Annotated in this window: 19 protein-coding genes and 1 pseudogene; 7 read left to right on the forward strand and 13 right to left on the reverse strand. The window is 65.3% G+C overall.

From position 1 onward, the window contains the following. Positions 1-4: 4 nt before the first annotated feature. The 3 genes from pcaH to FHT98_RS08715 all read left to right on the forward strand — a co-directional run bounded on the left by pcaH (position 5) and on the right by FHT98_RS08715 (position 3,246). Entirely contained in the window at positions 5-724 is a 720-nt protein-coding gene (pcaH, locus tag FHT98_RS08705) for a protocatechuate 3,4-dioxygenase subunit beta (protein ID WP_142113764.1), read from the forward strand. Continuing rightward, positions 708-1,424 (forward strand): protocatechuate 3,4-dioxygenase subunit alpha, encoded by a 717-nt coding sequence (gene pcaG, locus FHT98_RS08710; protein ID WP_185745103.1) that lies wholly within the window; start codon positions 708-710, stop codon positions 1,422-1,424. The genes pcaH and pcaG overlap by 17 nt, the downstream gene beginning before the upstream one ends. A gap of 928 nt (positions 1,425-2,352) precedes the next feature. After that, complete coding sequence (locus FHT98_RS08715) at positions 2,353-3,246, forward strand: LysR family transcriptional regulator (protein WP_142113765.1); 894 nt, start codon at positions 2,353-2,355, stop codon at positions 3,244-3,246. Between the two features lie 265 nt (positions 3,247-3,511). Here the strand turns inward: FHT98_RS08715 and FHT98_RS26720 are convergent. The 7 genes and pseudogenes from FHT98_RS26720 to FHT98_RS08750 form a co-directional block, all read right to left on the reverse strand. Next, a pseudogene (locus FHT98_RS26720) lies at positions 3,512-3,889 on the reverse strand (DUF4405 domain-containing protein); the annotation flags it as partial. Positions 3,890-3,904: 15 nt separating this feature from the next. Beyond that, the gene (locus FHT98_RS08725; protein ID WP_142113767.1) at positions 3,905-4,387 is read right to left on the reverse strand and encodes a cytochrome P460 family protein; all 483 of its coding nucleotides are present in this window, start codon (positions 4,385-4,387) and stop codon (positions 3,905-3,907) included. A gap of 13 nt (positions 4,388-4,400) precedes the next feature. Then, positions 4,401-4,871: a (R)-mandelonitrile lyase gene (locus FHT98_RS08730; RefSeq protein ID WP_142113768.1), complete on the reverse strand. Its 471-nt coding sequence runs from the start codon at positions 4,869-4,871 to the stop codon at positions 4,401-4,403. Positions 4,872-4,879: 8 nt separating this feature from the next. Continuing rightward, complete coding sequence (locus FHT98_RS08735) at positions 4,880-5,311, reverse strand: carboxymuconolactone decarboxylase family protein (RefSeq protein ID WP_248309175.1); 432 nt, start codon at positions 5,309-5,311, stop codon at positions 4,880-4,882. Positions 5,312-5,426: 115 nt separating this feature from the next. After that, positions 5,427-6,527, reverse strand: coding sequence for an alpha/beta hydrolase (locus tag FHT98_RS08740; protein WP_142113770.1), 1,101 nt, complete (start codon positions 6,525-6,527; stop codon positions 5,427-5,429). Between the two features lie 68 nt (positions 6,528-6,595). Further along, positions 6,596-7,687, reverse strand: a complete 1,092-nt coding sequence (locus FHT98_RS08745) for an alpha/beta hydrolase (protein ID WP_142113771.1) — start codon at positions 7,685-7,687, stop codon at positions 6,596-6,598. A gap of 169 nt (positions 7,688-7,856) precedes the next feature. Beyond that, positions 7,857-8,711 (reverse strand): alpha/beta hydrolase, encoded by an 855-nt coding sequence (locus tag FHT98_RS08750; protein WP_142113772.1) that lies wholly within the window; start codon positions 8,709-8,711, stop codon positions 7,857-7,859. Between the two features lie 144 nt (positions 8,712-8,855). On the opposite strand from FHT98_RS08750, the gene FHT98_RS08755 reads away from it, so the two are divergent. Beyond that, positions 8,856-9,269 carry a DUF2177 family protein gene (locus FHT98_RS08755; protein WP_142113773.1) on the forward strand — a complete coding sequence of 138 codons (414 nt, stop codon included), beginning with the start codon at positions 8,856-8,858 and terminating at the stop codon, positions 9,267-9,269. An 18-nt stretch (positions 9,270-9,287) separates the two neighbouring features. Here the strand turns inward: FHT98_RS08755 and FHT98_RS08760 are convergent, their stop codons facing one another. The 6 genes from FHT98_RS08760 to FHT98_RS08785 form a co-directional block, all read right to left on the reverse strand. Next, positions 9,288-10,310 (reverse strand): SAM-dependent methyltransferase, encoded by a 1,023-nt coding sequence (locus FHT98_RS08760; RefSeq protein ID WP_142113774.1) that lies wholly within the window; start codon positions 10,308-10,310, stop codon positions 9,288-9,290. Next, on the reverse strand, positions 10,307-11,062 hold the full coding sequence (locus FHT98_RS08765) for a DUF1295 domain-containing protein (RefSeq protein ID WP_349236264.1): 756 nt from the start codon (positions 11,060-11,062) through the stop codon (positions 10,307-10,309). The genes FHT98_RS08760 and FHT98_RS08765 overlap by 4 nt, the downstream gene beginning before the upstream one ends. Positions 11,063-11,106: 44 nt before the next feature. Then, positions 11,107-11,733 carry a ChrR family anti-sigma-E factor gene (locus FHT98_RS08770; protein ID WP_142113776.1) on the reverse strand — a complete coding sequence of 209 codons (627 nt, stop codon included), beginning with the start codon at positions 11,731-11,733 and terminating at the stop codon, positions 11,107-11,109. Continuing rightward, the gene (locus FHT98_RS08775) at positions 11,730-12,308 is read right to left on the reverse strand and encodes a sigma-70 family RNA polymerase sigma factor (protein ID WP_274532903.1); all 579 of its coding nucleotides are present in this window, start codon (positions 12,306-12,308) and stop codon (positions 11,730-11,732) included. The genes FHT98_RS08770 and FHT98_RS08775 overlap by 4 nt, the downstream gene beginning before the upstream one ends. A 97-nt stretch (positions 12,309-12,405) precedes the next feature. After that, entirely contained in the window at positions 12,406-12,774 is a 369-nt protein-coding gene (locus FHT98_RS08780) for a DUF2147 domain-containing protein (RefSeq protein ID WP_142113778.1), read from the reverse strand. A gap of 30 nt (positions 12,775-12,804) precedes the next feature. Continuing rightward, positions 12,805-13,398, reverse strand: a complete 594-nt coding sequence (locus tag FHT98_RS08785; protein WP_248309177.1) for a hypothetical protein — start codon at positions 13,396-13,398, stop codon at positions 12,805-12,807. Between the two features lie 135 nt (positions 13,399-13,533). On the opposite strand from FHT98_RS08785, the gene FHT98_RS08790 reads away from it, so the two are divergent. From FHT98_RS08790 to FHT98_RS08800, 3 genes are read left to right on the forward strand one after another with little or no spacing between them, the layout of a single operon-like run. Further along, positions 13,534-14,892, forward strand: a complete 1,359-nt coding sequence (locus tag FHT98_RS08790) for an NAD(P)/FAD-dependent oxidoreductase (RefSeq protein WP_142113779.1) — start codon at positions 13,534-13,536, stop codon at positions 14,890-14,892. Then, the gene (locus tag FHT98_RS08795) at positions 14,889-15,692 is read left to right on the forward strand and encodes a DUF1365 domain-containing protein (protein ID WP_142113780.1); all 804 of its coding nucleotides are present in this window, start codon (positions 14,889-14,891) and stop codon (positions 15,690-15,692) included. Before FHT98_RS08790 ends, FHT98_RS08795 begins: the two co-directional genes overlap by 4 nt. Continuing rightward, a complete protein-coding gene (locus tag FHT98_RS08800) occupies positions 15,689-16,924 on the forward strand; it encodes an SAM-dependent methyltransferase (protein ID WP_248309178.1) in 1,236 nt (411 codons plus the stop codon). Before FHT98_RS08795 ends, FHT98_RS08800 begins: the two co-directional genes overlap by 4 nt. Positions 16,925-16,937 lie beyond the last annotated feature (13 nt).

The following is a 16,937-nucleotide window of genomic DNA, read 5'->3' on the forward strand; positions in this document are numbered from 1 at the left end:
TCGCATGAGCAGCCTGATCCTTCCCTATGCGGGGCTCGATGCCGGGCAGCCGGCCTCGCTCTCGCCGGATTACCGCTCGACCGTGGCACGCAGCCCGCGACAGGCCCCGATCGCGATCCCGCAGACGCTGACCGAGGTCACCGGGCCGACCGACTGGTCGCGCCTGATGGGGCCGGCCATGGCCGACCTCACCACGCAGCACAAGGCCGAGCCGCAGGGCCAGCGCATCGTCGTGACCGGCCGCGTGCTCGACGAGGGCGGACGGCCCGTGCCGAACACCGTCGTCGAGATCTGGCAGGCCAATGCCGCCGGCCGCTACATCCACGCCAAGGACGACTGGCCGGCGCCGCTCGATCCGAATTTCACCGGCGTCGGCCGCGTGATCACCGACGCCGAAGGCCGCTATCGCTATGTCACGATCCGGCCCGGCGCCTATCCCTGGGGCAACCACAAGAACGCCTGGCGCCCGGCCCATATCCATCTCTCGCTATTAGGCCCCGCCTTCGCGACGCGGCTGGTCACGCAGATGTATTTCCCCGACGACCCGCTGATCGAGATCGACCCGATCGCGAATGCCGTGCCGATGCCCTATCGCCAGCGCATGGTCTCGCGCTTCGATATCGGCACCACCGTGCCGAACTGGGCGCTGGGCTATGTCTTCGACATCGTGCTCAAGGGCCGCGACCAGACGCCGTTCGAGGACGACCATGACGACGACCACTGACTCTTCCGGCGGGGATTTGGAAACCCGCAACGCCGCGCCGCGGCAGGACAGCCAGGACCCGTCGATCTTCGGCCAGACGCCGTGGCAGACGGTCGGCCCCTATTTCCATTACGGCCTGCCCTGGAAGGGCGGCGCCGATCTGGTCGAGCGCTCCGAGATGGGCGCGCGGCCCGACCTGATGCCGCCGGAGCATTTCCTGCTCTCGGGCTCGAACGTCTCAGGTCAACCCGAGGGCGAGGTCATCGCGCTCGCCGGCTGCGTCTACGATGCCGACGGCAAGCCGATCGAGGACGCAATGATCGAGATCTGGCAGGCGAACGCGAACGGCCGCTATGCCAGCCCGGACGATAATCGCGCCGATGTGGCGCTCGACCGGCATTTCGTCGGCTTCGGCCGCGCCTCGACCGACAAGTCCGGCGTCTACCGTTTCCGCACGATCCGCCCCGGCCGCGTGCCCGGCCCCGGCAACAGCCTGCAGGCGCCGCATATCGCGCTCTCGGTCTTCGGCCGCGGCCTGCTGAAGCGCCTGCCGACAAGGCTCTATTTCGCCGATGGCGAGGGCAACGAGACCGACCCGATCCTCAATCTGGTGCCCGAGGCACGCCGGCACACCCTGATCGCCCAGCGCAAGCCGGACGGCATCTGGTGGCTCGACATCAACCTCGCCGGCGAGAGCGAGACGGTGTTCTTCGATCTGTAGGTGATCCTCACTGTCGAGCGGAGGGTTTGCTGCCGCCGGCTCGACCGCATCCCGGAAATAGCCGGTCACCAGCCGCTCCAGCTCGACGCCGCTGAGCTTGGTCAAGTCGTGACGCGCCACTTTCGCCGTAAACGCAGTCTCGGCACTCGCGGTGCGTCGCAGCTCGTCAAAACCGCTCCATGTAGTGATCAAGGTGCTTGCCCATGAGGCCCAGCGCCTTGGAACGCTCATTGGTCCGCAGGCTGGCGCTACTTACTCTCAGCCGGGCCATCTTGATCAACAACCCGAGACCGCAATCGTCGCACTTCATGGTTTGAAGTTGCTCCACAAGTCTCCGCAGGATTCTCAAAAACATGCGTCGTTCGGATAGCGCGCGCCCGTAGCGTCAGCATCATAGCGCCTGTTCGGCTGGGGCGGGCTCGAAGCCCGGACCATAGCCGATGACGTGCGGTGCCGGACCGCATGCGGAGGTTGGGTTGGGGGAACCCTGTGCGGAGATTATCGAGAGTTCGTTGTACGGCGGCTCTGATCGCGATCTTCATCGCGGTCACGCCTGCTTACTCTGAGGAGGTCTCCGAGGTTTCACTCTGGTCAAAACCCCGGTTGCTCGACGGCGGCTGGCGCAACGACCTTGCAGGCCGCGGCATCAGCTTCGACGCCTAGTGGACGCAGTTCTACCAAGGATTGCGCCTCTACTGCAATGTGCAGGAGCGCCCCCACCCCTTTTCGCGACAGCCTTAGGGGCATCATCTGCCTGCCGCGCCTGAATGCCCGCCTATCGGCGGGGTGCCAATGTCCGCAACTGGCGCGGCCCAGAATTCGGCCGCGAGCAACATTGAATCGATGTGTTGATGAGGCATTGCCAGCACGTGCCGGCCACCGGGATAAGGAGCTATAATTCGACCGGGCTCATAAGGCACTCTAATCAATGGCGCAGCCGAACTTCAACGATCTCGCCGCCTTCGCCATGGTTGCGAAGGAGCGCAGCTTCACCAAGGCCGGTGCCAAGCTGGGCGTCTCGCAGTCGGCGCTCAGCCAGACCATCAAGGCTCTCGAGGAACGCCTGAAGCTACGGCTCCTGACGCGCACGACCCGAAGCGTCGCTCCGACCGAAGCCGGCATGCGCCTTCTCGAAACCGTCGCGCCGCGCTTCGACGAGATCGAGGCGGAGATCGCGGCACTCGGCGAATTGCGCGGCAAGCCGGCTGGGACGATCCGCATCACGGCCGGCGAACATGCCGCGATCTCCGCCCTGCAGCCTGCCCTGAAGCGCTTCCTGCCGGATCATCCCGACATCAAGGTCGAGATCATCGTCGACTATGGCCTCGTCGACATCGTGGCGGCGGGCTACGATGCCGGGGTGCGCCTGGGCGAACAGGTCGCGAAGGACATGATCGCCGTCCGGATCGGCCCCGAGATGTGCATGGCCGTGGTTGGATCGCCGGATTATTTCAAGCACTTCGGTATTCCGGAGACGCCGCAGGACCTGACCTCCCATAACTGCATCGCATCACGCCTTCCCACCTATGGCGGGCTGTTTCCCTGGGGCCTCGAAAAGGATGGCCGCGAGGTCAAGGTGCGGGGCGATGGGCAACTCGTGTTCAATAGCCTCGCGCTGCGCCTGAATTCGGCACTCGACGGCCTCGGGCTGGCCTATCTGCCGGAGGATCAGGCGATCCCGCATATCCGCGCCGGCAGGCTCATCCGGGTGCTCGAGGATTGGTGTCCACCCTTCCCCGGCTACCATCTCTACTATCCGAGCCGGCGGCATTTCTCGCCGGCCCTGTCGGTGCTCGTCGACGTCCTGCGCTATCGCGGTTGAACCCGTAATGGGTGACGACCATCACGAGCCCGGCGACGGCCGCGCAATGGATGAAGAAGCCCGCGACCGCCTCCTCGAAGTTCCACCAATCCAGCGTCATCTGCATGGAAAGCTTCGTACCCAGGCCGAGCTGATAGAAGCTCCAGACGCCATGGACTGCGATTGCCCCCGCGGTCACGCGCAGCGCGAGCATTCGCAGCGGGTTCGTTCCTTTGATCCCGAACAGGTTGCGCGCCACCCCCATCAGCATCGGCCAGCGCAGGCCGAGATGGATCGCGACGATCACCAGAACCCAAGAGGCGGCGAGCGTGTGGATCTGCCGCACGGTGAAGCCACCCCAGGGCGGCAGGTATGGCGCCAGCGCGTTCGAAATCAGCACGCTGGTGAGGAGCAACACCAGCATGGCGATCAGCAGCACGAAGGTCACCGCGACATTGAACAGCCTGCGGGGCTCGCGCCGTGTCCGCGCAATCCCGTCCCACCAGCGCCGGTTGAAGACGTTATGGGCGATGAGGAGCAGGAACACCGCCGTTCCCGCCAGCTCATGGACAGCGTTGCCCAGCCACCAATAGGCGAAGCCGAGCAGCAGCAGCGCCGCGGTCAGGCCATCGAGCCACAAACGGGAGAGAAAAAGACGGTTCACCTCGCGTTTCCCTGCCTACTCGATCGGGGTGCCGTTGAAGCGGGGAATCCGGGAGCCGGTGAACAGATACTCTGCCCCCGACTGACTGCTGTGGCAGGACTGGCAGCGCGCAGTGTTCTCCGCGTTGTTGATGGTCTTGTCCGGCCAGAACCACTGGAACTGCCAGTCGCCGGTGCGGCGGCGTTCGTCGTAATCCGCGCCCCAGCCCTGGCCCTTTTCCATGACGAAATAGCGGAAGAGCTTGCCGTCGCGATGGTCGACGAGAACGAAATGCGTGCCAGCGGGCACGGGCTGGCGATCCTTGATCGCCTGGATCGCCTCGGGCGTCGTCATGATGTGCTCCATGACATTGCCGCGCCGCACCGTGGTGTAGTGCACGAGCTTGTCGAGCTGCGGGAAGGTGACCCGTGTCGCCTCGGCATGGACCTGCCAGCCGACGGCAAGAACGGCAGCCATGGACAGGCTCGCCAGAGCGATCTGGGATGCAGGGGTTTTCATCTTCGTCTCGCTTCTAGCGCCGGTACTGCTCGTCCGAGACGTGCTCCAGCCAGTCGACGGTCTTGCCGTCCTGTGCCTCCGAGATGGCGATATGCGTCATGCCGGTGGCCGGAGCTGCGCCGTGCCAATGCTTCACGCCCGGCGGGATCCAGACGACGTCGCCGGGACGGATCTCCTGGATCGCGCCGCCCCAGTGCTGCACCAGTCCCGTGCCGGCCGTGACGATGAGCGTCTGGCCGAGCGGGTGCGTGTGCCAAGCGGTGCGCGCTCCGGGTTCGAAGGATACCCTGCCGCCGCTGACCCGCGCCGGCGCACTGCCCTGGAAACGGCCGTCGACCCGGACAGCTCCGGTGAAGTTCTGGGCGGCGCCGATGCTCGGCTTCTGCGAGCCGGCGCGCTGGACGACGATCTCCTGACTGGTTTGGGCCAGGGCAGAGGCGATGGGCAGCAGCATGGCGATGAGTGCGAGTCCTGGCGCGAACATCCCGGACATCATTTCGGCTTGAAGACGTCGCGGGCGACCCCGATCGCCGTGATGGCGTTCGGCCAGCCGGTGTAGAAGGCGAGCTGCGTGATCGCCTCGACGAGCTCCTCCTCCTTGACACCGTTCTGCCGCGCGAGCGCGAGATGCGAGCGGAGCTGATCGGGACGGTTCAGTGCGATCAGCGCGCTGACGGTGACCAGGCTACGGTCGCGCTTGGCGAGGCCCGGGCGCTCCCAGATGTCGCCGAACAGCACATTGTCGGTGAGCTCCGCCATCTTGGGCGCGATGTCGCCCATCAGTTGCTGGGCTCGGGAGGGCGGCTTGGCGGGTATCGTGCTGGATGCGGCGGGTGGCTGGCTCTGGGCGATCACCATGGTGGACAGTCCTCCGGAGAGCAGCAGGACGGCTGCGGCGAACAGATTTCGGGTGAGCTTCTTCACGGGTGCAGCGCTCCTCAAGGGCAAGACCATGACGCCCCGGAACGGAACCGGGACGTCACGCTGCTGAAAGCTTTCACAGGATGGCCCAAGCGATGGGTCCGCGGGTTCTGAACGGTCAGACGAGGGTCCGGGCGAAGAAGGGCGTCAGCTTGCCCAGCGCGGCGTCGACATATTTGGGGACCCAATAGGTCTCGATATGCGTCGCGCCCTCGATCTTGAACAGTTCCTTGTCCTTGGTGCCGACAGCCTTCGGGAACGCATCCTCGGTCATGTAGAGACTGTCGGCCTTGCTGCCGGCGATCATCAGCAGCGGCTGGTCGATCAGTTCGATCTGGTCGGTGGCATCCCAGCGCATCAGGTCGAGCAGGCTGCTCATCGTGTACTTGAAGGTCGAATTCGGATGCGCGTGCGTCTTCCAGTAGTACTCGTAACCCTGCCGGTACATTTCGAAGGGAAGCTTGGCGATCTGCTCGTCGGTCAGGTTGGCGTCGCCCGCATAGAGGATTTCTCCCCCGGCCATCTCCTGGGCACGAGCCTGCGAAACCTGCTTCAGGCGGTCCTGAATCGTGTTCTGTTGCGAATCCGCGAAGCCGTTGCGACGAACCCGTCCCGAGTTGAACATGCTCAGCGTCGCGATGGTCTTGAACCGCTTGTCGGCCTTCGCCGCCGATAATGCGTAGCCGCCGCCACCGCAGATGCCGAGCAGGCCGAGACGCTCGGCATCGACGCCCGCATAGCGGGTGATGAAGTCCGCTGCGCCATGGATGTCCTCGATGCGGAACTGGGGCTTGTCGACGCTGCGCGGCTGGCCGCCGCTGCCGCCCTGATAGGCCGCGTCCATCGTGATCGTGATGTAGCCCTGTTCCGCCAGGCGCTGGGCATAGAGGCCCGCGACCTGTTCCTTGATGCCGCCATTCGGGTGCGCGACGACGATGGCGGGATACTTCCGGCTCTGATCGTAGTTCGCCGGGATGTAGACATTGGCGACGATGTCCAGCCCGCTGAGCTTATAGGTGACCGGGTGGATATTGACCTTGCCGGGCTCGTTCTTCGTGATCGCGCCGCCATAGACCAGGCCGAACGGATTCTGCTTGTAGTCGGCTGCGACCGTGGTGGGATTGGCCATTGCAGGAACTCCTAAGATTGCGCCTGTGAGAACCAGCCCGGAGGCTCCGAGGAACTCACGTCTGTTCGTGTTGATGACTGCGTTGGTCATTTCGACCTCCGATCCGTGATCCGAAGGGAGAGCGCTGCCCGCGTCGCGCCGGCTGTCGCGCAAGCGGTTCAGTCGAGCTTCTTCTCGGCCAGGAACTTCGAGACCAGATCCGCGATCTCGACGTTGTTCAGGTCGGACATCGGGAAATGCGTGTTGCCCTTGATGCCGATCTCGGGGAGATGCACGAGGCGCGCGTCACCACCATGCTTGTTGACGGCTGCGACCCAGAGCTTGGCCATGGCGAGCCGCACGCGCCAGTTGTCCTGCCCACGCTCCGCGGTCGGCTCGACCGGAAAATTGTCGCCGTAATAGATGACGATCGGGATGCGGGTGAGCTTCTGGAAATCCGCCGTCGGTACAGCCTCGGGCGACAAGGCCCCGGCCGCACTCGACATAACCGGGGGCAGTTCGCCCTCCGGGAAGATGAAGCCGCTGCCCGGTTCGAAGGCGACGATGCCTTTAACGTTCGCGCTCCTGATCGCCGTCAGCCAGCCCGGGCCCCCGCCCTGGGAATGCGTGAACAGGATTGCAGGACCGGTCTTGGCGAACAGCGCCGCCATCGCGTTGGAGATCACGCCGGCATCGTAGGGCCCAGTGTTCGGCGTCACCGAGCGGAAGAACTGGTCCAGCGTCTCGGGCTTGCGGTCGAACTGGACATTGTCGAAGTAGTTCGGCCATTTGCCGAGCCGGAACTGATCGAAGAAGAGTTGATCGTAAGGGGTGGGCTCGATCGTCGTCGCGACGGTGCTGTTGCCAGCCCGCCCGCGACGCGGCTGATCCACCAGATAAACGGGGAAACCGCGGCGCAGGAATAGGGTCTGGAAGCCTTCGCGCCCGTCGGAGGTCGTCTCCCAGCTCCGCGCCGACTGGAAGGCGCCGTGCAGCATCACGATCGGCAACGCCTTCGGGTTCTGCGGAACCTGATAGAAGGCGTAGAGATGGTCGCCGTGCAGGCTTTGGCCTGCGGCCGTCGGCTTGTTGTTATCGTAGGTGCCTGCGGTCTTCGCCACCGTCCCACCGGCGGCGAAGCTGCCCTGCTCCTGGATTGTCAGAGGCACGGGGTTCGCTGCCTGCTGTTGAGCGAGCGCGGGTGTCGAGCCGATCAGGCCGGCCGCCAGAAGGAAGGGCGGAATAAGGAATTTGGTCTCGATGGAAGGCATTTGCCCCTCGTTCGCTGCATCAGCTTGCGAGGAACCTAGTCACAGACCCACTCTTCGATTAGCCATCTGGATTCGATAGGGCTAATAAGCTTGCCTAATCAATCGGGCCGCGACCATGGCGGTTATCCGCCGTGCAAGATCTGACAGCTTCTGGCGCAGAACTCGGCAGTCACCTTGCTGATGTCGCCTGAAGAAACGCGACGACATCGTTGAGGATTGGCGCCTGCCATTGCAGAAGCGTGGACAGCGCCGTGGCTGTGGTTGTATGGCCGAGCCCCTGATAGATCTTCAGCGAGATCGATCGCGCACCCGCCTTTCTGAGTTCTAGGGCAAGGCGCTCGCTGTTGCGGGGGAGTACCGTTGTGTCGGCGGATCCTGTCACCAGAAGGACCGGCGGGGCGTCGCGCCTTGCAAAGTTGATCGGCTGCGTCTGGGCGAGTTCGCGCGCGTTTCCAAACGCCGCCTTCGTCACGTCGATATCGAACGGCAGAAAGTCGTAGGGGCCGGAGAGGCCTACGGTGGAGCGGATATCGCCGGCACGCATTCCCACGGCGGCAAGATAACGCCGGTCCAGCGTCAGCATCATCGCGTTGTAGGCGCCCGCCGAATGCCCCATCAGGTGGATTGCCTTCGGGGAGCCACCGAAGCGGGCTATGTTATCTCGGACGAAACGCAGCGCCAGCGCTCCGTCCTCGATGAAGACCGGGAAGTGCACCTCGGGCACCAGGCGATAATCCGCGATCACCGTGACGAAGCCGCGCGCGGAAAGCGCTTCGCCGACGAAGGCATAGGTTTCCTTCGCGCCATTGGCCCATGAGCCGCCATAGATGAAGAAGACCACCGGCTTCCGCGCGCTGCCGCCACCCGAAGGCACGTAGATATCCATCCGTTGCCGGGGATGAGGACCATAGGCCACATCGCGAGCCCCCTCGGTCAGGCCGCCGGGGCGCAGGGCTGCGCATGCAGGAAGGGCCAGTCCGGCCAGGAGAGGCAGGATCGCGCGTCGGGCAATTCGGATCGTCATCGTAGCCTGGGGCCGGAGAAGCGTCGCAATCTATACGCCTTAAGCGCTGCGGTGGATCAGCGCCGCGGCCGCGCGATATCGACGGCAATACTGAACCGGGCCGGCCCGCCGCACGTATCTCATCGCAGAATCCTGGAGATCGCCATGCGCTTCGTCGCCGGTTACATCGCCTTCATCGTCGCGTTCGGCATCTGCGACGCCATCTGGCTGGGCACGATGACGGCAAGGCTCTATCGGCCCGCGCTCGGCGATCTCATCGTCGAGCAGGTGCGCTACTGGCCGGCCGCGCTGTTCTATTTCGGTTTCCCGCTCGGGGTCGTCTATTTCGCGCTGATGCCGGCCCTGCGTGACGGCAGCGCCAGCACCGCGTTGCTGAATGGCGCGCTCATCGGCCTGCTCGCCTATGCGACCTACGATCTGACGAACTACGCCACGCTGCGTCCCTGGACGCTGGCGATCACGCTCGTCGATCTCGTCTACGGCACGGTCGTCGTCGGATTGTGCACATGGATCGCCTATGGCGTCGTCCGCCGGGCGGCCGACTGGGGCTGGCTCTAGCCCCAGTCGGCCAATCCGTCAGTTCGCGCGCAACCTGTAGTGATGAACGCCCCAGGCATCGCCGCCTTCATGGCTGAACAGTCCGCTCGTGGCCAGGAAGAACAGCCGCCAGCGCCGACGCCAGAGCGGCGCATCCGCACCATAGGTCTCGCGCAGGATCGGATCGATCTTCGCGAGGTTGCGATCGAAATTCGCCAGCCAGTCCTCTGCCGTCGCGCGATAGTGCTCGCCGCCCCAGCGCCATTCGGCCTCGACGGTGAAGAGATCGGGGAATTGGTGCGCGAGCGTCGCGCTCGGCATCAGGCCGCCTGTGAAGAAATGCTGCGCGATCCAGTCGCCCGTATCGGTGGTGTCGAAACGGTAGCAGCCCTGCCGATGGGCGAAGACATGGATGAAGAGCCGGCCGTCCGGCTTCAGCCAGTCACGAACCCGCCCGAGCAGCTCGCGCCAGTTCGCCATGTGTTCGAACATTTCGACGGATACGACGCGATCGAAGCGCTCCTCCGTGCCAAACTCGTTCATGTCGGCGGTGACGACGCGGAGATTGGAGAGATGACGGCGCTGCGCCTGCTCTTCGATATAGGTGCGTTGCGAAGCCGAGTTTGAGACCGATACGATCCGCGCCAGCGGATAGCGCTCCGCCATCCACAGCGAGAGCGAGCCCCAGCCGCAACCGAGTTCGAGGATGTCCTGCCCATCGGCGAGATCGGCATGCTCCGCGGTCAGCTCCAGCGCCTTGTCTTCCGCTGCGGCCAGCGTGTCGCCGGGATCCGCGTAATAGCAGCAGGAATACTTGCGCCGCGGGCCGAGCACCTGATCGAAGAAAGCGGCCGGCACCTCGTAATGCTGGGCATTGGCGGCGTCGGTATGAACAGCTATCGGAAACTCCGCCATGTCGCGGGCGAAGGCCGCGGCACCGGCCGATTGCGCTGCCAGCGAGCGCGCCGTGCGCCCGACCAGCGACGCGATCACCATGCGGCTGATGGCATCGGGTACGGGCAGCCCTTCGCCCCAGGTCGAAAGCTTCTGCATGATCGTCATGACGTCGCTCCTTTCGGCGGCAGCGGGATCAGGGCGCTGGTTCGATGCTGATAGGCCCGATAGGCCTCGCCGTGCTTGGCGAGCATGTGCTCTTCCAGGGGCGGTATGCCGGAGATGCGGGTGAGCAGCAGCGTGATGCAGGCCGGTGCCAGCAAAGCAAGCCAGCCCCAGGGGTAGTCGGTCGCGAGCGCGATCACGGGATAGGAGCACCAGAGCAGGCACTCGAAGAAGTAGTTCGGGTGCCGCGACCAGCGCCACAGGCCAGAGTCGCAGACGCCGCCCGCTCCCGAGCGTGCGAAGGTCCTCAATTGCCCATCGGCGAGGGCGCCTCCCGCAAGGCCGGCGGCGAACACGGCGACACCGGCAAAATCCCGCCAGCCCAGCGAAGGCGCGGGATCATGAGCCGCGAGGACGATCCCCAATCCCAGGGGAATGCTGACCACCGCCTGCATCTGCAGCAGCCGGGCCAGTTGCTGCGGCGCGGCGCTTCCCCAGTCCCGCTTCAGCTTCGCATAGCGGGGATCTTCGGTGATGCCGGTCGTCCGTCGCGCGATATGCAGGCCGAGCCGAAGCGCCCAAGCCAATGCGAGCCCGGCCACGACGAAGCGTCGTGACATTGGCCCCGCCCCGAAGGGCAGCAAGGCGCCGGCGATACCCGTCAGGCCCAGTCCGAAGGTCCAGACCACGTCGATCCAGCCGGAATTGCCGGTGCGGCGCTCGACCATCGTCGCCAGGGCCATGAAGGCGGACATGGCCAAGGCCACGAAGACAACAGCCACGATGAAGGAGGCGATCGTCAAAACCGCACCAGCGGCTGCAGCAGCCGGCCGAGCCAGCCCTGCAACTGCACGCTCCCCGTCATCGCGACGATGCAGGTGCAGCCCTCGACGGGATCGACGCGCGGCGTGTGATCGTGCTCGGTGTCCGCTTCGTCGAAATCCCCGGCCGCGTAGCGCCCGTATTCGTGTTCATAGGCACCGGCAAGGATCGTGGTCCATTCGACCCCCGTATGCTTGTGGTGCGGCAAGGCGATCCCCGGCCCGGCGCGCAGCATGAAGACGCGCGCGCCCGCACCGGGAACCTCGACGCGGCGCATGGCGATGCGGATGCCGATCGGGCGCCAGGGACCGAGGCCATAGGGGCGCAGTACCTTCGGCATCCCGGTTTCGGACATCGGGACGGCTGCAGCAGACCCTGGCTCGGCTCGTGCTGCGGTGGCCGGAGGATTTGGGCCGGAAGCCATCGGGATGGGCTCGACCGCATCCAGCAGTGCGCCTTGGACGGCCTCGAGTTCCCGCAGGCGGCGCCGGCTCTCCTGATCCGCCTCGATATGGCAGGCGACGACCAGTGCCAAGCCTTCGTCGAGCTGCCCTGCGGCGAAGGCAGTGAGCGTCTCGTCGGATGGGCGATGCCCGATGCTCATCGCAGATCCTCCAGCCGGCCGCGCAGATGCGACAGTGCCAGGCGCAGGCGGGATTTCACCGTGCCCAACGGGATGGCGAGGCGATCGGCGACATCCTGATGACTGAAGCCTTCGATGAAGGCGAGTTCGACCACGCGGTACTGGTCGGGTGAAAGCTGGGTCATCGCGGCCCGCACGCGCGCATCGCGTTCGGCGCCGGAGAGCATCGCATCGGGTTGTTCGGGGGCTTCTTCATCCAGGATCTCGTAAACTTGCGATAGCCGCGACCGGATCTCACGTCGGGCGATGTCGATGCGCAGGTTGCGCGCGATCGTTGCGATCCAGGTCGAGGCGCTTGCCTTCGCGGGATCGAACAGGGCTGCCTTGCGCCAGACGGTCAGGAGCGTTTCCTGCGCGACCTCCTCGGCCAGCTCCGCCGGGGCGCCGCCGCGCATCAGCAACCCCTTCACGCGCGGCGCGAAATGGTCGAACAGCGCGGCGAAAGCGGCCCGGTCCCCCGAGCGCGCAATGGCGGCAATCAGTCTGTTGGGGTCGAACAAGACGATGAAACGACCTCCTTGAGCGCTGGCTCCCACCTCGCGCATGCCGTCGACAGTCAAGGCGAAAGCGGGGACCATGTATGAGATACGCGGCCGGAGCCGCTCCGGATCACCGGGGCGAGGTCACCCGCCATCACTCGGCTGCCTTCCAGTTCACGTCGCGGCAGATCAGGCGCCCGACGATGCAACCGCGCGTGGTGAGCGTACCCGGCGTCACTGTGATCGTCATCGAGTAGGTCCAGTCGCGCTTGGGATCGTAGGCGTTGCCCGAGAACGTCCCGTCGGGCTGGCGGGCCAGCGTCATGACCAGCTTGTCGCCGGCCGCCTCGCCCTTGCTGGTGTCGCCGATCCAGAGATTGGTGGCGCAGATCTTGTCGCCGCAGGGCGCGATCCGCACGCGTGCATTGCCGTCGTCACGCAGCCATGTCCCGTCGAGATCGTTGGCGGCAGCGCTGTGGGCCGAAATAGCGACAAGGACGAGGACAAGCGGAAGGCGCGTCATGATGCGGTCCTTTCGGCGAATGCATCTCGTCTACGCTCCGGGAGTGCCGCCGGTTTCATCGGCGCGCGAATTTGTGTCGAGACGCCCGGCGAACAGCCATCCGATCAGGGCAGTCAGGGATGCCGCGCTCAGAAAATTAAGGCGCTGCAAGGCTGCGTATTCGTCGGGCCCGTAGAGATGTATCGGCGCCCCCAGGATGGCTGCCGGCAGCAGATAGGCGGCGAAGACCAGTGCCGCGAAGCCGAGAGCGAAGAGGCGCTCCGCGCGGCGAAACAGCATCAGCGCCAGCATGAGGCAGGGAAACAGGAAGACCTCGACCCCTGAGCCTGGGCCAAAGGCGGCCCGGCAGAGCAACGTATTGCCGATGCCGGCGGCGAGGAGGAGCGCTCGCCCGAGCACGGTATTGCACCGCATGGCGGCCGGCACGGCCCCGAAGAGCGGCGTCGACAGGAAGGTGACATAGGATGGTGTGACGACGGGCGCGACCGCCCAATGGAGATAGAGCGGATAGAAGGGCTGGTTGGAGAGGATCACGAGCGCGACGGTATTGGCGATCGCCGCCCGCGGATCGGGATGCGCAGCATAGGCGCTGATCGCCGCGACCACTCGCTTCAGTCGGCTCATCGGCATCGTCACCCCTCGCGGAAAGCCCCGGCCTTTCCTCGTTTACGCAGGAGGGGCTGTGGCGGGTCACTCGGCCGGGGTGCTTTTGGTCGCGCGGCAGCAAATCCAGTCCGGCCCCGGCCGCGTATACCCGTCATGACAAACGAAACAGCGACGACGGAGCGGGCACAGGGCAAGGCGATGCGGATCGCCGTCATCGGTGCCGGCATCTCCGGCCTCTCGGCGGCTTGGCTGCTGGGGCAGGCCCATGACGTCGTGCTGTTCGAGGCTGCCCCTCGCCTCGGCGGTCACGCCAACACGGTTCGCGTGGCGGGTGCCGGCGGCGAAACGGCGGTCGATACCGGATTTATCGTCTACAATGAGGCGACATACCCGAACTTCATTGCGCTGATGGACCATCTGCGGGTCGTCACGCAGCCGACCGAAATGTCCTTCGCCGTATCGCTCGATGGTGGCCGTCTCGAATATAGCGGCACCAGCGTCGCCGGCCTGTTCGCCCAGCGCAGCAATCTGGTGCGCCCGCGCTTCTGGGCGATGCTGCAGGATATCACCCGCTTCTATCGGAACGCATCGAGGGACGCGCTTTCGGGTGGCGCGGCCGCCATCTCGCTCGGCGACTATCTTGCAGCCGGCGGTTACGGCGCCGCATTCCGGGACGATCATCTCCTGCCGATGGCGGCAGCTATTTGGTCGGCCCCCTGCTCGGAGATCCTGTCCTATCCGGCCGCCGCCTTCCTGCGCTTCCATCACAATCACGGTCTGCTCCAGCTCAGCGACCGGCCGGTCTGGCGCACCGTGACCGACGGCAGCAGCGTCTATGTCGAGCAGCTACGCGCTGCCTTTTCGGGCGAAGTCAGGGCCGGTGCGCCGGTGCGTCAGGTTCGACGTGGGGCAAACGATGTCGTCCTGACGGGTGACGGCTGGGCCGAGACCTTCGACCAGGTCGTCTTCGCCAGCCATGCCGACCAGGCGCTCGCCATGCTCGCCGATCCCAGCCCGACGGAAGCCGAGGCGCTAGGCGCCTTTCGTTACAGCCGCAACCGCGCCTTGCTGCACGGCGATGAAGCGTTGATGCCGAAGCGACGCCGCGCCTGGGCGAGCTGGAACCATATCGGTCATCGCGCGCAGCCGGATTCTGCCTGTGCGGTCACCTACTGGATGAACCGATTGCAAGGCTTGCCAGAGGTTCAGCCCTTCTTCGTCACGCTCAACCCGCCGGATACGCTGCGCGAAGAGACCGTTCTCCACGAAGAGATCTACGAGCACCCGTTATTCGATGAGGCGGCGCTCGCTGCGCAGGAGCGGCTCTGGTCTCTGCAAGGGGCGCGTCGCAGCTGGTTCTGCGGCGCCTATTTCGGATCGGGCTTCCACGAGGATGGCCTGCAGGCGGGGCTCGCCGTCGCCGAGGCGCTTGGTGGCGTCCGCCGGCCATGGAGCGTTCGCGACGAATCCGGCCGCATTCCGATACTGCCGCGACTGGAGCAGGCCGCATGACCTTGCAATCTGCCCTCTATGTCGGCCGTGTCAGGCACCATCGGTTCCGGCCCCGGCCGCATGCGCTGGCCTATCGCGTGTTCTGGATGCTGCTCGATCTCGACGAGATCGATCGGGCGTCGGCGAAGCTCCGCTTCTTTTCGCGCAACTGCTTCAATCTCTACGCTTTTCGCGACGCGGATTACGGGGATCGCAGCGGGCGGCCCCTACGGCCGCAGATCGAAGAAACCTTGGCGAAAGCCGGGATCGCGCATGATGGTGGTCCGATCCGCCTGCTGACCATGCCGCGCATTCTCGGCTACGCGTTCAATCCGCTCAGCACCTATTTCTGCTGCCGCCGCGACGGCAGCCTCTGCGCCACCGTCTACGAGGTGCACAACACCTTCGGCGAGATTCATAGCTATGTAGCGCCTGCCGATAGCTCCGAAGGCGCGTTGAGGCAGGAGGCCGACAAGGTCTTCCACGTCTCGCCGTTCATGAATCTCGACATGCGCTACGCCTTCACGGTCACCCCGCCGGGAGAGCGCGTCTCCGTCGCCATCGAGGGCAGCGACGCGGATGGACGCCTGATCACCGCCGTGTTGAGCGGCAAGCGAACGGAACTGAGTGATGTGGCCCTGCTGCGGCTGCTCGCGACGCATCCGCTGCTCACGCTGAAGATCACCGCCGCCATTCACTGGCATGCATTGCGGCTGCTGGCGAAGCGCATCCGCTGGCAGCCTCATCCCGCGCCGCCCGAGCACTCCTTCAGCCTCGGCAGAGCCGCGACAGCTCATGCGAAAGGATCTCAGCAGCCATGAGCCGGCCCGACGCGGAACAGCAATTTCGCATGCCCGAACAGGCGCTCTCCCTGCCAGGTGGTATCGGCCTGTCGCGCTGGTTCCTGCGCCGCGTGCTCTCCAGGATCGCCATAGGCCACCTGACGGTCTTCACACCGGATGGCGAGCGACTTTGCAGCGTGCCCGGCCTGCCGGGGCCGCAGGCGACGATGATCCTGAACAACTGGCGGTCGATGCGCCGCCTTTTGCTCGACGGCGACATCGGGCTGGCCGAAGCCTATCGCGACGGCGACCTCCATACGCCGGATCTCACGGCCTTGATCGAGCTCGGCGCGCGCAACGATGCGACCCTGCGTAAGCTGGTCTCAGGCGCCTGGCCGACGCGTCTGCTCAACCGCCTGCGGCATGTTCTCAACGCCAATACGCGTCGCGGCAGCCGCCGCAACATCACGGCGCATTACGATCTCGGGAACGACTTCTATGGCCACTGGCTCGACGCCAGCATGATGTATTCCTCGGCACTCTATGAAACGCCGACCGAGACGCTAGAGGCCGCTCAGCAGCGCCGGATGGATCGGATCGTCGCCATGCTCGACCTTTCGGGCGGCGAGCATGTTCTGGAGATCGGCTGCGGCTGGGGAGCGCTGGCGGAACGGCTGGCGCGCGAGGGCTGCCGCGTGACGGCGATCACCTTGTCGCCGGCCCAGCTCGAAGCCGCACGACAGCGCGTTGCCGCCGCAGGCCTGTCCGAACGCGTCACCATCGAGCTCAAGGATTATCGCGACATCGCCGGGCTGTTCGACCGCATCGTTTCGATCGAGATGATCGAGGCGGTCGGCCGCGCCTATTGGCCGTCCTATTTCGCGACGCTTCGCCGCTCGCTGCGGCCCGGCGGCCGCGTCGTCCTGCAAGCGATCACGATCGACGACGCCGTGTTCGAGGACTATCAGCACGGCACCGACTTCATCCAGCGCTACATCTTCCCCGGCGGCTGCTTGCCATCGGTTCCGGTGCTGAAGAGTAGCGCCGAGACAGTCGGGCTCGGGGTGGTCGAACAGCTCGACTTCGGCGACAGCTACGCCCTGACTGTGAAGGAATGGCGCCGCCGCTTCCTGGAGCGCTGGACCGAGATCGCGCCGCTTGGGTTCGACGAGCCGTTTCGCCGGCTCTGGGAATTCTATCTCTGCTACTGCGAAGCCGGCTTCCGCGCCCGGACGATCGACGTCAACCTGCTCGCCCTTCAAGGCCGCTGAGAGGCGCGGCGTT

This window comes from Allobosea sp. AK1 (assembly GCF_006714945.1).
In the GTDB taxonomy this organism is placed as follows: domain Bacteria; phylum Pseudomonadota; class Alphaproteobacteria; order Rhizobiales; family Beijerinckiaceae; genus Allobosea; species Allobosea robiniae.

What these genes read in the sequence shown, in the direction of transcription:
- pcaH (WP_142113764.1), top strand. Translation starts at nt 5, where the DNA reads ATGAGCAGCCTGATCCTTCCCTATGCGGGGCTCGATGCCGGGCAGCCG.
- pcaG (WP_185745103.1), top strand. Translation starts at nt 708, where the DNA reads ATGACGACGACCACTGACTCTTCCGGCGGGGATTTGGAAACCCGCAAC.
- FHT98_RS08715 (WP_142113765.1), top strand. Translation starts at nt 2,353, where the DNA reads ATGGCGCAGCCGAACTTCAACGATCTCGCCGCCTTCGCCATGGTTGCG.
- FHT98_RS08725 (WP_142113767.1), bottom strand. Translation starts at nt 4,387, where the DNA reads ATGAAAACCCCTGCATCCCAGATCGCTCTGGCGAGCCTGTCCATGGCT.
- FHT98_RS08730 (WP_142113768.1), bottom strand. Translation starts at nt 4,871, where the DNA reads ATGTTCGCGCCAGGACTCGCACTCATCGCCATGCTGCTGCCCATCGCC.
- FHT98_RS08740 (WP_142113770.1), bottom strand. Translation starts at nt 6,527, where the DNA reads ATGACCAACGCAGTCATCAACACGAACAGACGTGAGTTCCTCGGAGCC.
- FHT98_RS08745 (WP_142113771.1), bottom strand. Translation starts at nt 7,687, where the DNA reads ATGCCTTCCATCGAGACCAAATTCCTTATTCCGCCCTTCCTTCTGGCG.
- FHT98_RS08750 (WP_142113772.1), bottom strand. Translation starts at nt 8,711, where the DNA reads ATGACGATCCGAATTGCCCGACGCGCGATCCTGCCTCTCCTGGCCGGA.
- FHT98_RS08755 (WP_142113773.1), top strand. Translation starts at nt 8,856, where the DNA reads ATGCGCTTCGTCGCCGGTTACATCGCCTTCATCGTCGCGTTCGGCATC.
- FHT98_RS08760 (WP_142113774.1), bottom strand. Translation starts at nt 10,310, where the DNA reads ATGACGATCATGCAGAAGCTTTCGACCTGGGGCGAAGGGCTGCCCGTA.
- FHT98_RS08765 (WP_349236264.1), bottom strand. Translation starts at nt 11,062, where the DNA reads ATGTCCGCCTTCATGGCCCTGGCGACGATGGTCGAGCGCCGCACCGGC.
- FHT98_RS08770 (WP_142113776.1), bottom strand. Translation starts at nt 11,733, where the DNA reads ATGAGCATCGGGCATCGCCCATCCGACGAGACGCTCACTGCCTTCGCC.
- FHT98_RS08780 (WP_142113778.1), bottom strand. Translation starts at nt 12,774, where the DNA reads ATGACGCGCCTTCCGCTTGTCCTCGTCCTTGTCGCTATTTCGGCCCAC.
- FHT98_RS08785 (WP_248309177.1), bottom strand. Translation starts at nt 13,398, where the DNA reads ATGAGCCGACTGAAGCGAGTGGTCGCGGCGATCAGCGCCTATGCTGCG.
- FHT98_RS08790 (WP_142113779.1), top strand. Translation starts at nt 13,534, where the DNA reads ATGACAAACGAAACAGCGACGACGGAGCGGGCACAGGGCAAGGCGATG.
- FHT98_RS08795 (WP_142113780.1), top strand. Translation starts at nt 14,889, where the DNA reads ATGACCTTGCAATCTGCCCTCTATGTCGGCCGTGTCAGGCACCATCGG.
- FHT98_RS08800 (WP_248309178.1), top strand. Translation starts at nt 15,689, where the DNA reads ATGAGCCGGCCCGACGCGGAACAGCAATTTCGCATGCCCGAACAGGCG.